Annotated in this window: 16 protein-coding genes; 14 read left to right on the forward strand and 2 right to left on the reverse strand. The window is 49.7% G+C overall.

Annotated features, from left to right (window positions below; translation table 11 throughout):
• The first annotated feature begins 24 nt into the window (after positions 1-24).
• From purL to glnB, 4 genes are all read left to right on the forward strand, one after another.
• Positions 25-3,936, forward strand: coding sequence for a phosphoribosylformylglycinamidine synthase (gene purL / locus ACVA58_RS15545; protein ID WP_446511329.1), 3,912 nt, complete (start codon positions 25-27; stop codon positions 3,934-3,936).
• A gap of 173 nt (positions 3,937-4,109) precedes the next feature.
• Positions 4,110-4,787 (forward strand): HAD family hydrolase, encoded by a 678-nt coding sequence (locus tag ACVA58_RS15550; protein ID WP_446511330.1) that lies wholly within the window; start codon positions 4,110-4,112, stop codon positions 4,785-4,787.
• Positions 4,788-4,948: 161 nt separating this feature from the next.
• Positions 4,949-5,353, forward strand: coding sequence for a hypothetical protein (locus tag ACVA58_RS15555; RefSeq protein WP_446511331.1), 405 nt, complete (start codon positions 4,949-4,951; stop codon positions 5,351-5,353).
• A gap of 117 nt (positions 5,354-5,470) precedes the next feature.
• Positions 5,471-5,809 (forward strand): nitrogen regulatory protein P-II, encoded by a 339-nt coding sequence (gene glnB / locus ACVA58_RS15560; RefSeq protein ID WP_446511332.1) that lies wholly within the window; start codon positions 5,471-5,473, stop codon positions 5,807-5,809.
• 279 nt (positions 5,810-6,088) lie between these two features.
• Here the strand turns inward: glnB and ACVA58_RS15565 are convergent, their stop codons facing one another.
• Positions 6,089-6,706, reverse strand: a complete 618-nt coding sequence (locus ACVA58_RS15565) for a YitT family protein (protein ID WP_446511333.1) — start codon at positions 6,704-6,706, stop codon at positions 6,089-6,091.
• 443 nt (positions 6,707-7,149) lie between these two features.
• Here ACVA58_RS15565 and glyA point away from each other — a divergent pair, with 443 nt between their 5' ends.
• From glyA to ACVA58_RS15615, 10 genes are all read left to right on the forward strand, one after another.
• Positions 7,150-8,400 (forward strand): serine hydroxymethyltransferase, encoded by a 1,251-nt coding sequence (gene glyA, locus ACVA58_RS15570; protein WP_446511334.1) that lies wholly within the window; start codon positions 7,150-7,152, stop codon positions 8,398-8,400.
• A gap of 166 nt (positions 8,401-8,566) precedes the next feature.
• The gene (gene nrdR, locus ACVA58_RS15575) at positions 8,567-9,016 is read left to right on the forward strand and encodes a transcriptional regulator NrdR (RefSeq protein WP_255040667.1); all 450 of its coding nucleotides are present in this window, start codon (positions 8,567-8,569) and stop codon (positions 9,014-9,016) included.
• 49 nt (positions 9,017-9,065) lie between these two features.
• Complete coding sequence (gene ribD / locus ACVA58_RS15580) at positions 9,066-10,220, forward strand: bifunctional diaminohydroxyphosphoribosylaminopyrimidine deaminase/5-amino-6-(5-phosphoribosylamino)uracil reductase RibD (RefSeq protein ID WP_446511335.1); 1,155 nt, start codon at positions 9,066-9,068, stop codon at positions 10,218-10,220.
• A 1-nt stretch (position 10,221) separates the two neighbouring features.
• Positions 10,222-10,878, forward strand: coding sequence for a riboflavin synthase (locus tag ACVA58_RS15585; RefSeq protein ID WP_428655001.1), 657 nt, complete (start codon positions 10,222-10,224; stop codon positions 10,876-10,878).
• A gap of 34 nt (positions 10,879-10,912) precedes the next feature.
• On the forward strand, positions 10,913-12,016 hold the full coding sequence (gene ribBA, locus ACVA58_RS15590) for a bifunctional 3,4-dihydroxy-2-butanone-4-phosphate synthase/GTP cyclohydrolase II (protein ID WP_446511336.1): 1,104 nt from the start codon (positions 10,913-10,915) through the stop codon (positions 12,014-12,016).
• A gap of 173 nt (positions 12,017-12,189) precedes the next feature.
• Positions 12,190-12,660: a 6,7-dimethyl-8-ribityllumazine synthase gene (ribH, locus tag ACVA58_RS15595; protein WP_006646664.1), complete on the forward strand. Its 471-nt coding sequence runs from the start codon at positions 12,190-12,192 to the stop codon at positions 12,658-12,660.
• Entirely contained in the window at positions 12,660-13,127 is a 468-nt protein-coding gene (nusB, locus tag ACVA58_RS15600; RefSeq protein ID WP_187462241.1) for a transcription antitermination factor NusB, read from the forward strand. The genes ribH and nusB overlap by 1 nt, the downstream gene beginning before the upstream one ends.
• 62 nt (positions 13,128-13,189) lie before the next feature.
• A complete protein-coding gene (gene thiL / locus ACVA58_RS15605; RefSeq protein ID WP_446511337.1) occupies positions 13,190-14,161 on the forward strand; it encodes a thiamine-phosphate kinase in 972 nt (323 codons plus the stop codon).
• 3 nt (positions 14,162-14,164) lie between these two features.
• The gene (gene pgpA, locus ACVA58_RS15610) at positions 14,165-14,650 is read left to right on the forward strand and encodes a phosphatidylglycerophosphatase A (protein ID WP_446511338.1); all 486 of its coding nucleotides are present in this window, start codon (positions 14,165-14,167) and stop codon (positions 14,648-14,650) included.
• Positions 14,651-14,756: 106 nt separating this feature from the next.
• The gene (locus tag ACVA58_RS15615) at positions 14,757-16,841 is read left to right on the forward strand and encodes a hypothetical protein (RefSeq protein ID WP_446511339.1); all 2,085 of its coding nucleotides are present in this window, start codon (positions 14,757-14,759) and stop codon (positions 16,839-16,841) included.
• An 82-nt stretch (positions 16,842-16,923) separates the two neighbouring features.
• On the opposite strand, the gene dxs is transcribed toward ACVA58_RS15615, so the two are convergent.
• On the reverse strand, positions 16,924-18,783 hold the full coding sequence (gene dxs / locus ACVA58_RS15620; protein WP_446511340.1) for a 1-deoxy-D-xylulose-5-phosphate synthase: 1,860 nt from the start codon (positions 18,781-18,783) through the stop codon (positions 16,924-16,926).
• Positions 18,784-18,804 lie beyond the last annotated feature (21 nt).

The following is an 18,804-nucleotide window of genomic DNA, read 5'->3' on the forward strand; positions in this document are numbered from 1 at the left end:
CTGCTAATCGAGAGACGTTCGCACATGGAAATTTTGCGTGGTTCACCCGCACTGTCTGAGTTTCGCGTTAATAAGCTACTAGAGCGTTGCCGTGAATTGGATCTGCCTGTGTCAGGTATTTATGCTGAGTTCATGCACTTTGCAGACTTGTCTGCGCCACTGAGTGCGGAAGAGCAAGAAAAGCTAACAAGCTTGCTGACCTACGGCCCTACGATTGCAGAGCACGAGCCGTCTGGCCTACTGCTGCTGGTTACCCCTCGTCCGGGAACAATCTCCCCATGGTCATCGAAGTCTACCGATATCGCCCGCAACTGTGCCCTTGAGCAGATCAAGCGCCTGGAGCGTGGTACGGCTTACTACATCGAAACCTCTATCCAACTTTCTGCTGAACAAGAGGTCGTGCTGAAAGGCCTGATCCATGATCGTATGATGGAAGTTGTTTTCACTGAATTTGATTCAGCAGTCGCCCTTTTCCAAGTTGCAGAACCCGCCCCTGTTGCGGATGTTGATCTTCTATCAGGTGGCCGTAAGGCACTTGAAGAGGCGAACGTGACGCTGGGCCTTGCGCTTGCCGAAGACGAAATTGATTACTTACTAGAAAGCTTCGTGACTAAGCTTGAGCGCAACCCGACAGACATCGAACTGATGATGTTTGCCCAAGCGAACTCAGAGCACTGCCGTCACAAAATTTTCAACGCAGATTGGACAATTGACGGCGTTAAGCAAGAAAAGTCGCTGTTCAAAATGATCAAGAACACGTTCGAAACCACACCTGAGCATGTTCTGTCTGCCTACAAAGATAACGCAGCCGTAATGACGGGCTCTAAAGTGGGGCGTTTCTTCCCTGATCCAGAGACGCGTCAATATAACTACCACAACGAAGATGCGCATATCCTGATGAAGGTGGAAACGCATAACCACCCAACAGCCATCTCTCCATGGCCGGGTGCTTCTACTGGTTCTGGTGGTGAAATCCGTGATGAAGGCGCAACAGGTATCGGTGGTAAGCCAAAAGCCGGTCTTGTTGGTTTCACAACGTCTAACTTACGCATCCCTGGTTTTGAGCAGCCATGGGAAACGGATTTCGGCAAGCCGGGTCGTATCGTTAACGCGCTAGACATCATGCTAGAAGGCCCTCTGGGTGGTGCTGCGTTCAACAACGAATTTGGTCGTCCAAACCTGCTGGGTTACTTCCGTACATACGAAGAAAAAGTAAACTCTCACGCCGGTGTTGAAGTGCGTGGTTACCACAAGCCAATCATGATCGCTGGTGGTATGGGTAATATCCGTGACGAGCACGTGCAGAAGAAAGAGATCCCAGTAGGTGCAAGCCTAATCGTTCTGGGTGGTCCTGCAATGAACATTGGTCTTGGTGGCGGTGCTGCATCTTCAATGGCGTCTGGCCAGTCAGCTGAAGACTTAGATTTTGCTTCTGTACAGCGTGAAAACCCAGAAATGGAGCGTCGTTGTCAGGAAGTGATCGACCGTTGTTGGCAGTTGGGTGATGATAACCCAATCGCATTTATCCACGATGTAGGTGCGGGCGGTATCTCTAACGCACTGCCTGAGCTGGTCGACGATGGCGAGCGTGGTGGTATCTTCCAGTTGCGTGACGTGCCAAACGATGAGCCGGGCATGAGCCCACTCGAGATCTGGTGTAATGAATCACAAGAGCGTTACGTCATGGCTGTTGCGCCAGAGCATATGGCAGCATTCGATGCTATCTGTAAGCGTGAACGTGCACCGTACGCAGTTGTTGGTGTTGCCACTGAAGAGCGTGATCTGAAACTTGAAGATTCACACTTCGACAATACGCCAATTGACATGCCAATGGACATCCTATTGGGCAAAACGCCGAAGATGCACCGTGATGCAACGACGCTAAAAGTTGATAGCCCGGCGATTGTTCGCGATGGTATTGAAATCAACGAAGCGGCTGAACGCGTACTGCGCCTTCCTACCGTTGCTGAGAAAACATTCCTTATTACTATCGGTGACCGTACCGTAACGGGTCTTGTGGCTCGTGACCAAATGGTTGGTCCATGGCAGGTGCCGGTAGCTAACTGTGCTGTAACCGCGGCTAGCTACGATTCTTACCACGGCGAAGCAATGTCGATGGGTGAACGTACGCCCGTTGCACTGCTTGACTTTGGTGCGTCTGCACGCCTAGCTGTCGGTGAGTCGCTAACCAACATCGCCGCGACCGATATCGGCGATATCAAGCACATTAAACTGTCTGCCAACTGGATGTCCCCAGCGGGTCACCCAGGTGAGGATGCTGGTCTTTACGAAGCTGTTAAAGCGGTCGGTGAAGAGCTTTGTCCTGCATTGGGTCTGACTATCCCTGTGGGTAAAGACTCCATGTCGATGAAGACCAAGTGGGAAGAGAACGGCGAAAACAAAGAAGTGACTTCTCCACTTTCGCTTGTTATCACTGCCTTTGGCCGTGTTGAAGATGTCCGTAAAACGGTAACGCCTCAGCTGCGTACCGATAAAGGTGACTCTTCACTGGTCCTGGTTGACCTGGGTAATGGTAAGAATCGTTTGGGTGCGACTGCACTGGCACAGGTTTACAAGCAGCTTGGCGACAAGCCAGCAGACGTTGATAACGCAGAGCAGCTAAAAGGCTTCTTTGATGCAATGCAAACACTGGTTCGTGACGACAAGCTGGTTGCTTACCACGATAAAGGCGATGGCGGTTTATTCGTCACGCTGGCAGAGATGGCATTTGCCGGTCACTGTGGTGTGAAAGCCGATATTGCTGGCCTTGGCGAAGACACGCTAGCGGCGCTGTTTAACGAAGAACTAGGTGCCGTTGTTCAAGTTAAGAATGACGACCTAGACGCGGTGAAAGCGGTATTGGCAGCGAACGGTCTGGCGACATGTACTCACGTCATCGGTAGTGTAGAAGCATCGGATAACGTAGTGATCACCTCGGGTGATGCTGTGGTACTAGAACGCTCTCGTATCGAGCTACGTACTATCTGGGCTGAAACCACACACAAGATGCAAGGTCTGCGTGATAACCCTGCCTGTGCTGACCAAGAGTTCGCAGCGAAGAAAGACAACACTGACCCAGGTCTTAACGCTAGCCTGAGCTTTGATATCAACGAAGATGTTGCTGCGCCGTTTATTGCTGGTTCGATGGTAAATACCGGTGCCAAGCCTAAGATGGCAATCCTGCGTGAGCAGGGTGTTAACTCACACGTCGAGATGGCAGCAGCCTTTGACCGTGCAGGCTTCGAAGCAACCGATATCCACATGAGCGATATTCTGACTGGTCAAGCAGCCCTTGATGAGTATCACGGCCTAGTTGCTTGTGGTGGCTTCTCTTATGGTGACGTACTGGGTGCAGGTGAAGGTTGGGCGAAGTCTATCTTGTTCAATGCACAAGCTCGCGACCAGTTCCAGGCATTCTTCAACCGTGACAATACCTTCTCACTAGGTGTGTGTAATGGTTGTCAGATGCTGTCGAACCTGAAAGAGCTGATCCCAGGTGCTGACCTATGGCCACGATTCGTTCGCAACGAATCAGAGCGTTTTGAAGCACGCTTTAGCTTGGTTGAAGTACAGAAGTCTGATTCTGTCTTCTTCGACGGCATGGCCGGATCTCGCATGCCAATCGCGGTATCTCACGGTGAAGGTCGTGTAGAAGTTCGCAATGCGGATCACCTAAGCGCCATTGAAGCATCAGGTACAGTAGCGGTGCGTTACGTGGACAACCACGGTAACCCAACGAAGCAGTACCCGAACAACCCGAATGGTTCACCAAATGCTATCACCGGTCTGACGACGCAAGATGGTCGTGTGACTATCATGATGCCTCACCCAGAGCGTGTATTCCGCACTGTGGCTAACTCTTGGCACCCAGATGAGTGGAGCGAGAACAGCCCGTGGATGCGCATGTTCCGCAACGCCCGAGTGAATATCGGCTAATCTAATTGCTTAATATTGATGAAAAAAACCGCTCCCAGTGAGCGGTTTTTTATTATCTGTATCATTTTTAGGAAAAAAATATAGTACTAAATGCAATTGTATGATTAAGCTGAAGTTATCCACCTGGTGATTCATTCATTTGGCATAAGCCCAAAGCTGGTGCTGGAGGTGCAATGATTTTCTTCGATCTTGATAATACCTTGCTCGATCATGATGGGGCTGAGCAAGACGCCATTCGCGACTTTGCCAAGCGCTATCGTGATGACATTATTGACTGTCCTGATGGCATTGAAGCCATGTGGCGGGCAATCACCGACGAAAAGCGTCAGCAGTGGCGGGCTGGAGCGCTCAATTTTGAAGGGTTGCGCCGGGCTCGAATCAGTGCCTTGTTCCGTCGCCCGCTCAGTGAAGAGCAGGCCGACAGGCTGATTGCCGAGTATTATATTTACTATCGCCAATATTGGCGTTTATTTCCCGATGTACTGCCAGCATTGGAAAAGCTGCGAAACGTCGTGCCGCTGGCCATTATTACCAACGGCTTCACCTATCACCAAGAAGACAAGCTGCAAGTGACCGGGATCCGTGAGTTTTTCTCGTATCTTGTGATCTCGGAGCAGGTTGGTGCCGCCAAGCCTGACCCTAGAATTTTTCAGCGGGCATTGAAACAAAGCGGCAAACAGGCACAGGAGTGCTGGTATATTGGTAATCACCCTTTCAATGATGCTACCGCAGCCAGCCAGCTGGGATTCAAGGCCGTATGGATAAACCGGCAGAAGCTCGATACTAAAGTGTCTACCCGGGTAGTCAGAAGCCTAGAAGGACTGGTCGATCTGGTTACCGTTCACTATTAGTAAAGGAGGGAACCTATTGCTAAACCAAGGTCTAAATATGGAGGAGAATAATTCAATCGTTCAAAAATTGAATAATTGTTGTACTGGATAAAATACCCGCATAGAATATGCGCTTATTTTTTCAGACTTATCATTACCGCTTTCATGGAAGAGAGACAATAATGGATGTAACACGTCATGGACTGCACCTGGCTGCTAAGGGGCTCGCAGTACTAGTAATGATCTGCCTGGTAAGATATGCCGACAGTTTTGCCCTGACTTTCAGTTTAAATCAGGTCGGAATCGTGCCAAGCTATATCGCTATCTTAGTTCTGCTTTCTGGTATCGGTGCGATACTCGGTCTTAGCCGCGGAAACCGCTGGGGATTTATCCCTCTCTACTTTTTTATTCCCGCAATCACCATGTTTTCCAACTACAGCATGATCCCTTATCTGCCCCAGTTATTTAGCCCTGAGTTTAGGGGAATGGCGATCTTTTTCCTCAATAGCTGCGTGTTAGTATTTTCTGTTCTGCTGTTACTGAAAATGATGGACAATGATGTCATCTTCACGGTAGAAAAATACTGAAACGCTGATCTTTCAGCATCAGGCTTTTGATATACTTCACTTAAATTAATCAGGTTGTTGGCAGCTCCCCAGTATGAATTCTGCCAACAGCACTATGCTCAGCAAAGGATGATGAGAATGAAAAAAATTGAAGCCATTATCAAGCCGTTCAAGCTTGATGATGTTCGTGAAGCGCTAGCCGATGTAGGCATTAGCGGCATGACAGTTTCCGAAGTCAAAGGTTTCGGTCGCCAGAAAGGTCACACCGAGCTATATCGCGGCGCCGAATACATGGTCGACTTCCTACCGAAAGTGAAACTGGAAATCGTTGTGGCCGATGATGTTGCCGAGCAGTGTATCGATACCATTATCGAAACCGCACAAACCGGTAAGATCGGTGACGGCAAGATCTTCATGTTCGATGTTGATCGTGTGGTGCGGATCAGGACCGGCGAAGAAGACGAGGACGCCATCTAAATTAAGATGATAGCTTCGTTATTTCGCTCAATAACTTTATCGGGAGTGCTCATTTATGTGTATAAACTCCGCGCTCCCTCTGCGTTCTTGAGCGAAATCCCTTAGCTCTTATCTTAATTTAATCTGATCAGTATCAGCTCCATGTCCTCTCTTATGCCAATCTACATAAATCCTTGATCAACTACTTATCTAAATTGGTATTAGAAGGGCTGTCAATTGGCATAAAAAAAGTGAAAGCCATTGATAGACTTCCACTTCTTATCGAACTATTTGAGCACTCTAGCTAGCTTGCGGCTTTAGTTCGCCACTGTAACGACCCGGTTTGTGGTTCATAGCTAAAACTAAATTCAGCACGAATGCGCCGACGATCGAGAACAGCAATACCATTGGGCTAACAAGGAAGAATGAGGCGACCAGAATGGTCATATCAATACCCATTTGCAGTTTGCCGGCTGACCATCCCATTTTTTCCTGTAGAAACAGTACTAATACGTTAAAGCCGCCGAGGCTGGTTTTGTGGCGGAATAGGATCAGCATACCCAGCCCCATCAATAAACCGCCGATCAATGCGCAGTACAGTGGTTCGAGACGGCTGATCTCCAACACATGGTGCAGGTTGTCGGTAATGATCGAAACCAATCCACCAGAAATAATGCTGGTAATGGCAAAGCTTTTGCCCATTCGGAACCAGGCCATCAGGTAAAACGGGCAGTTCATCATAAAGTACAGCTGGCCAAAAGACAGGTCGACAAACTGGCTGACCAGCAGGGCCAGACCTGTTGTGCCTCCGGTAAGAAGATCGGCTTGCTGGAGAAAGAAAACCCCTTGGGCAACGATGAAAGTACCGGTAAGAATAGCAATGATATTTTCTTTCAGTGAATGATGATAACCGCTCAAGACAACACTCCTTATGTTTAGATGCGCCATGATATAGACCATTGATGAAGAGCGTGATAGTCGGGGGCAAATCTGTTCATTTAATGGTGTACAAATAAAATTACGCCATCGTAAAAAATTAATTTCATCCATTACTTGTAATGTGGATATTTTAATTTTGGTTATCTATGTCGAGGGAGTGAACAACTTGAAAACAATTCATACCAAAAATGAAATAAATACCAATAAAAAGTCACATTAGGGGTATCTGATTTAGATCAATTTCTGTAAAATACAGCGCTATCTACAGGTGAGACGAAAACGTTTGCGTCCCCGTGACGCCTAGCTTTATGGTTTTTCCGTTTTCGCCAATTTTGTGTGTTTACCGCCTCTTTGTCGGCGTAGCTATTAATCGGCTTACAGAGACGAAAAGGACTGAAAACAATCCGAGTCAGGAGAGACAGATGCTAAAGCGCGACATGAATATTGCCGATTATGATGCTGAACTATTTGCAGCGATTCAGGAAGAAACGGCGCGTCAGGAAGAGCACATCGAGTTGATTGCTTCTGAAAACTACACCAGCCCACGCGTGATGCAAGCCCAAGGTTCTCAGCTAACCAACAAGTATGCTGAAGGATACCCGGGTAAGCGTTACTACGGTGGTTGTGAGTACGTTGATAAAGCAGAGCAGCTAGCCATTGACCGTGCTTGCGAGCTATTTGGTGCGGAGTACGCTAACGTTCAGCCTCACTCTGGCTCTCAGGCGAACAACGCAGTTTACATGGCGCTATTGAATGCCGGTGATACAGTATTGGGTATGAGCCTGGCACACGGTGGCCACCTGACTCACGGCTCTCCAGTTAACTTCTCGGGCAAGTTGTACAACATCATTCCTTACGGTATTGATGAAGCTGGTCAGATTGATTATGCCGAAGTAGAAGCATTGGCGCTTGAGCACAAGCCAAAAATGATCATTGGTGGTTTCTCTGCCTACTCTCAGATTGTCGATTGGAAGCGCATGCGTGAAATCGCAGATAAAGTCGGTGCGTACTTCTTTGTTGATATGGCACACGTTGCCGGTTTGATTGCTGCAGGTGTTTATCCTAACCCGGTGCCACATGCGCATGTTGTGTCAACAACGACGCACAAGACATTGGCTGGCCCTCGTGGTGGCCTGATCCTGTCAACGGCGGGCGAAGACCTATACAAAAAACTGAATTCTGCCGTATTCCCTGGCGGCCAGGGTGGTCCACTGATGCACGTTATTGCAGCCAAAGCGGTAGCCTTCAAAGAAGCGATGGAGCCTGAGTTCAAAGATTACCAAGCACGCGTGGTTGAAAATGCCAAGGCGATGGTGGGTGAATTTCTTGAGCGCGGTTACAAGATCGTGTCTGGTAGCACTGAGAACCACCTATTCTTGGTTGACCTGATTGACAAAGGCATCACAGGTAAAGAAGCGGATGCGGCACTGGGCTCAGCGAATATTACGGTGAACAAAAACAGTGTACCGAACGACCCGCGTAGCCCGTTTGTTACTTCTGGTATCCGTGTCGGTACGCCAGCGATCACTCGTCGCGGCTTTACGGTTGAAGATGCCAAAAAACTGGCTAACTGGATGTGTGACGTGATGGATAACATCGACAACCCAGAAGTGATTGAAGCAACCAAAGTCAAGGTGCTGGAAATCTGTAAACGCCTACCTGTTTACGCGTAATCACTAACGCCGGTTGGCGACGATAACCCAATATAAAGAGGGTCTGCAGATTGCAGGCCCTTTTTTATGGCTTTTTGGGGGGCATATATAGGAGAAATTTTATGGTAATAGTCTCCCCCTGTTATTGAAATGGGTTACACTGGTGCGACGAAGTTGAGGAGGCTAGATGCATTGTCCTTTTTGTGGTGCCAATGACACCAAAGTAATAGATTCTCGATTGGTGGCCGATGGTCATCAGGTTCGTCGCCGCCGTCAGTGCCTAGCATGTAGCGAACGTTATACAACGTTTGAAACCGCTGAGTTGGTGATGCCACGGGTGATCAAGACAAATGGTAACCGTGATCCGTTCAATGAAGATAAATTGCGCGGTGGAATCCAGCGCGCGTTGGAAAAACGCCCAGTTAGCGCCGATGATATCGAGAGTGCTATTAATACGATCAAATCGCGTCTGCGTGCGACCGGTGAGCGTGAAGTGCCATCGGAAATGATCGGCAATTTGGTGATGGAAGCGCTGAAAGAGCTAGATAAAGTCGCCTATATCAGATTTGCTTCTGTTTACCGTAGTTTTGAAGACATTCGTGAGTTTGGTGAAGAAATCGCTAAACTAGAAAAATAATTGAGGCCGGACGTGATGTGCCGGCTATTCTAACCAATACTGAAGTCTCATGTTCTCATCTATCGACCACGCCATGATGCTACGTGCTATCACGTTGGCGAAGAACGGTCAGTACACAACTACCCCTAACCCCAATGTCGGCTGTGTCATCGCTCATGGCGATGAAATCGTCGGTGAAGGCTATCATTACCGTGCAGGCGAACCCCACGCTGAAGTCTATGCCCTTCGTGCGGCAGACGTGAAGGCCAAGGGAGCCACCGCTTATGTCACCTTGGAGCCATGCTCCCACTATGGCCGCACTCCTCCATGTGCCGAGGCTCTGGTTAAAGCTGGCGTAAAACGTGTAGTTTGCGCCATGGTGGATCCCAATCCGAAAGTGGCTGGTCGTGGTATTGCGATGCTCCAGCAAGCGGGTATCGAGGTGCTAACGGGCTTGCTCGAGCAAGATGCTGAAGCACTGAACGCCGGTTTTATCAAAGTTATGAAAACCGGTCTTCCGTATATCCAGCTAAAACTGGCTGCCAGCCTTGATGGGCGGACTGCATTGGCGAATGGCGAAAGCAAATGGATCACTGGCCCTGCCGCAAGGGCTGATGTTCAGCGTTATCGCGCTAAAGCTGGCGCTATTTTGTCAACCAGTGCAACGGTACTGGCCGATGATCCGTCGCTGAATGTGCGCTGGCAAGAGCTGGGTGAGTCGGTGCAGCGGGCATATCCGCTGGCAGAATTACGTCAGCCGGTTCGGGTGGTGATTGACAGCCAGAACCGAGTGACGCCGCAGCATCGCTTAGTGAGCCTACCGGGTAAAACGGTATTGGCAAGAAAACAGGCCGATACGCAACAATGGCCGCAAGATGTTGAACAATTGGTTATCAAAGAAGGCGAGGGAGTCGATCTACCTGCTTTGATGGCTGAATTGGCAAAGAGCAATATTAATCATATCTGGGTTGAAGCGGGGGCTGGCCTTGCGGGCGGTTTGTTGCAAGCCGGATTGGTTGATGAGCTGATCTTGTACCAAGCGCCCAAATTGATGGGCAGCGATAGCCGCGGATTGGTTGATCTCAACGGCCTGGTTGCGATGGATCAGGTTCCCGAACTAAGCGTGACGGATGTGCGTATGGTGGGAGGGGATATTCGTATCACTTCCCGTGTCCAAGCCCATATCCAAACAGATAAACTCAATAAGACAAAGCATAAGGTTTGACATGTTTACAGGCATTATTGAAGCCGTGGGTACGATTACTGCCCTGACCCCTAAAGGCAAAGACATTTCTGTGACGGTGGACTCCGGCAAGCTAGACCTATCCGATGTAAAATTGGGTGATAGCATTGCAACCAACGGCGTGTGTTTGACCGTCGTTGCACTGACTGGATCAGGCTACGTAGCCGATTTGTCATTGGAAACACTAAAGCGTACCGCATTTGTGGAATACCGTGCGGGGCAGAAGGCAAACCTAGAAAAAGCCATGCTGCCGACCACACGTTTCGGTGGTCATATGGTATCTGGTCATGTTGATGATGTGGCAGAAGTCATTGAGCGCAACCAAACCGGTCGCGCGATTGAGTTTTGGTTGAAGGCACCAGCCCATTTGGCGAAATATATTTCGGAGAAGGGCTCGGTTTCGGTTGATGGGATCAGTCTAACGGTTAACGCTATCCGCGGTGATGAGTTCAAGCTAACGATCGTGCCACACACGGCATCGGAAACTACGATGGAAGCATTCACGCCGGGTCGTAAGATTAACCTGGAAGTGGATGTGATCGCCCGCTATCTCGAGCGCCTGATGCTGGGTGACAAGGCCGCAGAGCCAAAATCAGAAGTGTCTATGGATTTGCTGGCCCGCAGCGGGTTCCTTGGATAAACAGACAGAATATAAACAAGAATAAGGTAGCGATATGGCTCTAAGCAGCGCAAAGGACATCATCGAAGATATCCGCCTAGGTAAGATGGTTATCCTTATGGATGACGAAGATCGTGAAAATGAAGGCGATCTGATCATTGCGGCGGAAAAAATCACGCCTGAAGCAATCAACTTTATGGCTCGCCATGGCCGTGGGTTGATCTGCCTGACCTTGACAAAATCACGCTGTCAGCAACTGAAGTTGCCTTTGATGGTGCAGGACAACACCGAACAATTTAGCACTAACTTCACCGTATCAATTGAAGCGGCGGAAGGGGTCACGACAGGTATTTCTGCTGCCGATCGTGCTGTTACCGTACAGGCTGCTGTCGCAGCCAATGCGTCGCCAGCTGATATCGTGATGCCAGGCCATATCTTCCCGCTGATGGCTCAAGAGGGTGGAGTCTTGGCCCGTGCCGGCCACACTGAAGCGGGCTGTGATATTGCGCGCCTCGCTGGTTTAGAACCAGCCAGTGTGATTGTCGAAATTCTTAATGAAGACGGCACTATGGCCCGTCGCCCGGATCTCGAGATCTTTGCTGAGCAGCATGGCCTGAAACTGGGTACAATCGCAGACCTTATTGAATACCGTAATAACAACGAAACCACTATCGAGCGCGTCGCACAGTGTACTCTGCCAACAGAGTTCGGTGACTTTGAGATGATCACTTACCGTGACACCATCGACAACGAAGTCCACTACGCGTTGCAAAAAGGCGATGTTGTTGAAGGTGAGCCAACTTTGGTACGTGTTCACTTGCAAGATACATTCAAAGATATTCTTCATTCGGGTGCGACCCAGTGGACACTGCCATCGGCAATGAAGCGTATTGCTGAAGAAGGCGGGGTATTGGTGGTATTGAGCAAGGCGGAAAGCCAGGAATCAATCATCACCAAAGTCCAGAACATGGCTGCTAAGGAAGAGGGTAAACCCGGCGTGAAGCTGAACCCGAAAGATCAGTCTCGCCAGGTTGGCGTGGGTTCGCAGATCTTGTCTGATTTAGGCATTTCCAAAATGCGCCTGCTATCGTCCAGTACTCAGCGCTACCATTCGCTATCGGGATTTGGCCTCGAAGCGGTTGAATATATTTGCGAATAATATAAGCGGGCGAGAGCCCGTTATTCTTCGAAACGCATAACGCTACAATTTATCCCAAACATTGCCGGTATGGGGCGGGAAAGTGCTTGAATATGCCAATTGGTATAACGCATAAAGTATGGTAGACTCCCGCGGTTTCTCATACCGGAAAAGACATAGTCACAGGAAGGCCCATGAAGGTAATTGAAGGCGCCATCGCGGCACCAAACGCAAAAGTTGCTATCGTAATCGCACGCTTCAACAGCTTTATCAACGAAAGCCTACTTTCAGGTGCGCTAGACGCTCTGAAACGTCAGGGTCAAGTAAGTGAAGACAACATCACCGTTGTTCGTTGCCCAGGTGCATATGAGCTACCGCTTGTTGCTCAGCAAGTTGCTAAAAGCGATCGTTATGATGCTATTGTTGCGCTTGGCTCTGTGATCCGTGGCGGTACGCCACATTTTGATTATGTTGCCGGTGAGTGTAACAAAGGTCTGGCTCAGATTGCTCTAGAGTATAATACTCCAGTTGCATTCGGTGTTCTGACTGTAGATTCTATCGAACAAGCCATTGAGCGTGCCGGTACCAAGGCTGGTAATAAAGGGGCAGAGGCTGCACTAAGCGCGCTTGAAATGGTTAATGTCCTGTCCCAAATTGAATCCTAATGGGGGTTAGTGTGAAACCAGCCGCACGTCGTAATGCACGTCACTTTGCTGTACAAGCAATTTATTCTTGGCAAATTACCAAAGGTAATGTTGCTGATATCGAGCAACATTTTCTTTCTGACGATAAATTCGAAGAAGAAGAGCACCAGGCGGAAGCCCCGGCGCTTGCAGCACCACATACAGATGTTGCTTACTTCCGTGATTTGCTGACAGGTGTAGTGCTGAACCATCAGGAACTGGACAGCAAAATGCGTCCGTACCTGTCTCGTCCTCTACAGGACTTGGATCAGATGGAACTAGCGCTACTTCGTCTTGCTATGTATGAGATGACCAAGCGTGATGACGTACCATATAAGGTCGTTATCAACGAAGCTATCGAATTGGCGAAAGCCTTCGGTGCTGAAGATAGTCACAAGTTTGTGAACGGTGTGCTGGATAAAGCAGCGCCATCACTTCGCAAGAAGTAATCACAACGCTAATATAAAAGGCCAGCACTGCTGGCCTTTTTTCTATCTATCAAAAGAATAATATGGCAAACGAATTTGATCTGATAGCCAGGTACTTTGAAAACCAGGCCGTGAAACGTAAAGATGTGCCTTTGTCCATTGGTGACGACTGTGCTTTGCTTGAGGTACCGAATGGTAGCCAACTGGCGGTCAGCACCGATTCCTTAGTGGCGGGAACCCACTTTTTAGCTGATGCTGATCCGTCATGGATTGCTCACAAGGCACTGGCCTCTAACCTCAGTGATCTGGCGGCCATGGGCGCGACGCCTGCCTGGGTATCGTTGGCACTGACCATGCCACAGCCGGATGAAGCTTGGCTAGAAGGGTTCTGCAAAGGCTTTTTTGCCTTGGCGGAATACTACAATGTCCAGCTGGTGGGAGGGGATACGACCAAGGGCCCGCTTAGTATTACTTTGACAGTGCATGGCTTTATCCCGACAGGGAAGGCGCTGACCCGCAGTGGTGCTCACTCTGGAGACTGGATTTACGTGACTGGTAACCTCGGCGACAGTGCTGCAGGGTTGGCGTTGCTTTTGGGCCAGAAAACGGTTGATGATCCTGAGTTGGCGGTAACCTTACTTGAGCGGCATCATAAGGCAGAACCACGCATTCTTGCTGGCCAAGCGCTACGGGGTCTAGCATCCGCGGCGTTAGATATTTCGGATGGCCTAATTAGTGATCTTGGACATATTCTGAAACGATCTGGGGTGGCAGCAGAAATTGACGTTGATAAACTACCGCTTTCGCCAGAGCTTATCGCTTTTGAACCCAAGCGTGATGCAGCATTGCAGCTGGCCTTGGCGAGTGGTGAAGAGTATGAACTGTGCTTCACGGTACCGGAGCAGAATAGAGGAGCGGTTGACACTGCCTTAGCTCGTAGTGGTGTAAGGGCAACCTGTATTGGCCAGTTACGGCCGGGACAAGGTATTACCTTGGTTCGCGAGCGCCAACCGCTGAACTGGAAACTGCACGGATATGATCATTTTGCGGAGTAAATTGTGGCAAACCCGAAAGATAAAATTAACCTGAAAAACCCATGGCATTTCTTGGCTACCGGCTTTGGTAGCGGCCTTTCACCTGTTATACCGGGAACCATGGGCACAGTGGCAGCGATCCCGTTATATTTGCTGATGGTACAATTACCCTTTACTGCCTACCTCGTGATCACTGTGGTAGCCGCTCTTATCGGTATCACCATTTGTCAGAAAACCTCAGATGATATGGGGGTTCATGACCATGGCAGTATTGTCTGGGATGAATTTGTTGGTTTTTGGATCACCATGGCTATTGCCCCGGTGGTGAGCTGGCAATGGGTGCTGGCGGGCTTTGTCTTGTTCCGCTTTTTCGATATGGTTAAGCCGTGGCCAATCAGCTGGCTGGACAAACACGTCCATGGTGGCGTGGGGATCATGGTTGACGATATCTTAGCTGGCTTTATGGCGATGATAGCTCTGTGGGGCTTGGGCCATTGGTTAGGCTGGTAATTTCATCGTACCGGGTGAAGATATTGAAGCCGCGCATTTGCGCGGCTTTTTTTATTTCTAATTCAATGGACTACTCTTTAATGGGCGAGTGATTAAGGGGGAGAGCATGAGCTGGGGCAGTAGGATGGGTTGTTGGCTAGCAGGGATAGCGTTGTTGCCTATTTTAGCGTATGGGCAAATCTACCCCTCCACCGGAACGGCATGGGTTCTGCCGGGGAGCTGGTCGGATACGGCTCAGCCAGATAATCATGGGATAGTTCTGACTGCTGAGCAAGTTAAAGCGTGGGAAAGCCAGCATGCCGATGTGGTGTTTGGCAGTATGCAGGACCCTGAAATCAACCATCGGATGAATGCGATGGGATATATGTATGCCCATAAATTTGATTGTCGACCGGGCAGGCAGGAGGCTTGGCTGAGTCAGAAAGCCTTGAACTCAGGCATGGATGTGGAAGATGGATATCTGCATTTTGCCGAAGATACTCAACTGGAAATGGCTAAGCCCAATAAGGGATTGGACTATTTGCTCAAAGGGCACCCTTATCATTTATTGCTGATCCGCAACGGTCAATTCTCGACGGCTCGTTTGCCTCTCAAGCTCGAGCCTGATGATAAATTGGTGATGTTTTCTTCTTACCCGTTTGAACGATTGTCGGTTAAAGCAGGCGGACTACCTACACTCGCTCGTCACGTGACAAACGATGAAGGGAATATTGGGCGGTGGCAGCCGCTTGAAGTGGAGTGGCACATACAGTCCGGTGATGATTGGGCGATTAAATATGAAGGGCAGCTGCAACTGGAGCAACCTTGGCACAGTGCTCAACCTTGGTATCAAAAGCGCCAGCTAAACACTGGCGAGCCGGGGCTCGCTGCTGGACTGCGAGTGTGGATGCTCGAGCTTGCCTGGCAAAAATCTACCGAGGTAGAGGAGCTGGTAATATCGCCATGGCTTGAGGTACGCCAGAAGCGTATGTTCATTCCTGGCTGGGATCCTGCAAACGACCTTGATGGCGATGGCTATATTAATCATCGAGAGTTCTTATCCAGAACCAACAGACAGGCATCGGCGCGCTTTCGTCATCAGTCGAGGCTTATTCCGGCGGGTTATATGTGGCCAGGAACATGTTGGTATCGGGTTAACTTCCTCGATAGTGCGTTCAATAAGTTGCATGCCCAATGGTATCTAGAAGACTGGAAACAACAGGGGCTATCTGGCGCGTATAATGACGATATGGCGAAGTTGCTAGGGGAAAATCAGTTTGCAGTTGTATCGGGCGGAGAGGTTCGAGAGCTTGCAATGATAGCGGGGAGTAAGCAGGTAGAATATGAATATGCCAAACAGCTTGCCGGTTTTCTCAAACAAGTTAAATCCTTGACTGGGACACAATGGCTGGCAGCCAATATCTCCGAGCTTAACCTTTGGCACTATGCGCCATGGCCACCAGAGCTCAGGGAAGTGATCGATGTCTGGCTGCGTGAACATTACCTGACGCCAGCCATTGGGCTAAAACGGCTGCAGCGCTATTGGGATAATTTTGCTTTAGCCAGTCAACAGGACAAGAGCCTGATCATGGCTTCTACCAAAGGGGGGCGAAGCCAGTACTCACCGTTGGATCCTGCGGCATGGCTGCAGGATATCGAAACCGGGCTGGCATTGTATTATCTCTTCAATGTCCCCGGGCAGACTTTTTACCATAGCTGGAACCAGAGCTATCGCTATGGCAGTGGTAATTCTAAGCAGGGCAACTGGTATCAAGCTGGTATTGCCAAGAATATTGCTTATCAACCCACGGCAATGCTTGAAGTGGATATAGGCATTCCCGAACCTGCGCCGGAAGGGGCTGAATTGGTGGTATTTGATGATAAAGGCAAGGAGGCTGACTCTGCTGCAACAAATATTGGCGGTATTCCCCTACAGCCTTCCGGGTGGTACTGGATCCAACGCAGTGGTTGGTTTGGCAACTCTCCTGATCAAGGTGTGATAGCTCGCCGCTATAGCAAGGGGTTGGTTGTATACCGAGGAACCAGAGAGCGCAACCAATTTGATTTCTTTGCTGTGGAACCGCTTGATGTCAGTCTTGGTGGGACATACCAACAAGTAAACCCCGATGGCAGCCTAGGGGCAGTGGTTAGCCAAGTATCGCTGAGTGGTTATCAGGGAGTGATATTGAAAAGGGCGATAGAGAAAAAATAAATACTGAACCTAAGAAAGTGCCCCAAACAATAGAACATTGCTTGGGGCACAGAGTATTTACGTAAGTCAGTGCGGCTGAGGATTAGTCGATGTAAGCGCGGATTTGCTTCTCGAGACCTGGGCCGTCGATCTCCAGCATCGCATGAAGCTCGGCTTGTGTGCCTTGTTCAATAAAGCGATCAGGTAGACCAAGATTCAATACTGGCTTGAGCACTTTCTGTTTCATCAAGAACTCATTGACACCACTACCAGCACCGCCGGCTATCGCATTTTCCTCCACCGTCACCAAGATATCGTGGCTGGCGGCCAGCTCAAGGATCATAGCTTCATCAAGAGGCTTCACAAAGCGCATATCGGCAACGGTAGCATTCAGACTCTCTGCGGCGTCCAGCGCATAGCTCAACATGGTGCCGAAGCTAAGGATAGCGACTTTTTCCCCTTCGCGGCGAACAATCCCCTTACCGATTGGCAGGGCGGTCATTTCGTGCTCTGGGGCAATGCCAGTACCGCTACCACGAGGGTAACGAACCGCACTCGGACCTTGGTGCATGTGGCCGGTGTAGAGCATCTGGCGGCACTCATTTTCATCGCTTGGCGCCATGATCACCATATTAGGAATACAGCGCATGAAGCTTATGTCGAAGGCGCCCTGGTGGGTCTGGCCGTCAGCACCAACAAGACCGCCGCGATCGATAGCGAACATCACTGGTAGATCCATAATCGCAATATCGTGGATCAATTGGTCATAACCGCGCTGTAGGAACGTCGAGTAAATCGCCACAACCGGGTGGTAGCCACCGATGGCCATACCGGTTGCCAGTGTCACTGCATGCTGCTCGGCAATTGCCACATCAAAATACTGTGATGGATATTCTTTGGAGAAGCGCACCATACCCGAGCCTTCACGCATAGCTGGTGTGATAGCCATCAGCTTTTCATCCTGCTCGGCCATGTCACACAGCCAATCGCCAAACACATTGGAGAAGGTTGGTTGGCTTTTCGCTTTCGGGATTGGGTTCTGGTTCAGATCAAACTTAGGTACCGCGTGATAGTTGATCGGATCGGCTTCGGCAGGGGCATAGCCCTTGCCTTTTTTGGTCATGATGTGCAGGAACTGCGGCCCTTTTAGGTTACGCATGTTCTTGAGGGTCTTGACCAGCTCTTCGACATCATGACCGTCAATTGGACCAATATAGTTGAAGCCAAGCTCCTCGAACATGGTTCCCGGAACAACCATACCTTTGAGGTGCTCTTCGGCACGCTTGACCAACTCTTTGATTGGTGGCGCACCGGATAGAACTTTTTTGCCACCTTCACGGATAGTGGTGTAGAGGTTACCGGACAGCAAACGTGCTAGGTGATTGTTTAGCGCCCCGACATTTTCCGAAATCGACATTTCGTTGTCGTTCAGGATCACTAGCATGTCTGAGTGGACACCACCGGCATGATTCATGGCTTCGAAAGCCATACCTGCGGTAATGGCGCCATCGCCAATGACGCTGACAACTTTACGGCCTAACCCTTCTTTTTCAGACGCAATAGCCATTCCCAGCCCAGCACTTATCGAGGTTGATGAGTGACCGACAGACAGTACATCGTATTCGCTTTCTTCACGCCATGGGAATGGATGCACCCCACCTTTCTGGCGGATGGTTGGCATCTGGTCGCGACGGCCAGTCAAGATTTTGTGCGGATAGGCCTGGTGGCCGACATCCCAAATAAGGTGATCGAACGGTGTGTTGTATACATAATGCAGCGCGACGGTTAACTCGACAGCACCCAACCCAGAGGCAAAGTGGCCACTGCTCTGGCTGACTGAATTCAGTAGGTAGGTGCGTAGTTCGTCGCACACTGCTGGCAGGCTTTCTGCTGGCAGCAGGCGTAACTCATCTGGGGTGTTGGCCAACGCCAAATGAGGGTATTTCGAAATATCCAGTGTCATAACATTCACGGCGCTTTGCTG

It is taken from the genome of Photobacterium sp. DNB22_13_2 (assembly GCF_052873915.1).

What these genes read in the sequence shown, in the direction of transcription:
- ACVA58_RS15585 (WP_428655001.1), top strand. Translation starts at nt 10,222, where the DNA reads ATGTTTACAGGCATTATTGAAGCCGTGGGTACGATTACTGCCCTGACC.
- dxs (WP_446511340.1), bottom strand. Translation starts at nt 18,783, where the DNA reads ATGACACTGGATATTTCGAAATACCCTCATTTGGCGTTGGCCAACACC.
- nusB (WP_187462241.1), top strand. Translation starts at nt 12,660, where the DNA reads ATGGGGGTTAGTGTGAAACCAGCCGCACGTCGTAATGCACGTCACTTT.
- ribH (WP_006646664.1), top strand. Translation starts at nt 12,190, where the DNA reads ATGAAGGTAATTGAAGGCGCCATCGCGGCACCAAACGCAAAAGTTGCT.
- ACVA58_RS15550 (WP_446511330.1), top strand. Translation starts at nt 4,110, where the DNA reads ATGATTTTCTTCGATCTTGATAATACCTTGCTCGATCATGATGGGGCT.
- thiL (WP_446511337.1), top strand. Translation starts at nt 13,190, where the DNA reads ATGGCAAACGAATTTGATCTGATAGCCAGGTACTTTGAAAACCAGGCC.
- ACVA58_RS15615 (WP_446511339.1), top strand. Translation starts at nt 14,757, where the DNA reads ATGAGCTGGGGCAGTAGGATGGGTTGTTGGCTAGCAGGGATAGCGTTG.
- glnB (WP_446511332.1), top strand. Translation starts at nt 5,471, where the DNA reads ATGAAAAAAATTGAAGCCATTATCAAGCCGTTCAAGCTTGATGATGTT.
- ACVA58_RS15555 (WP_446511331.1), top strand. Translation starts at nt 4,949, where the DNA reads ATGGATGTAACACGTCATGGACTGCACCTGGCTGCTAAGGGGCTCGCA.
- ribD (WP_446511335.1), top strand. Translation starts at nt 9,066, where the DNA reads ATGTTCTCATCTATCGACCACGCCATGATGCTACGTGCTATCACGTTG.
- ribBA (WP_446511336.1), top strand. Translation starts at nt 10,913, where the DNA reads ATGGCTCTAAGCAGCGCAAAGGACATCATCGAAGATATCCGCCTAGGT.
- purL (WP_446511329.1), top strand. Translation starts at nt 25, where the DNA reads ATGGAAATTTTGCGTGGTTCACCCGCACTGTCTGAGTTTCGCGTTAAT.
- glyA (WP_446511334.1), top strand. Translation starts at nt 7,150, where the DNA reads ATGCTAAAGCGCGACATGAATATTGCCGATTATGATGCTGAACTATTT.
- nrdR (WP_255040667.1), top strand. Translation starts at nt 8,567, where the DNA reads ATGCATTGTCCTTTTTGTGGTGCCAATGACACCAAAGTAATAGATTCT.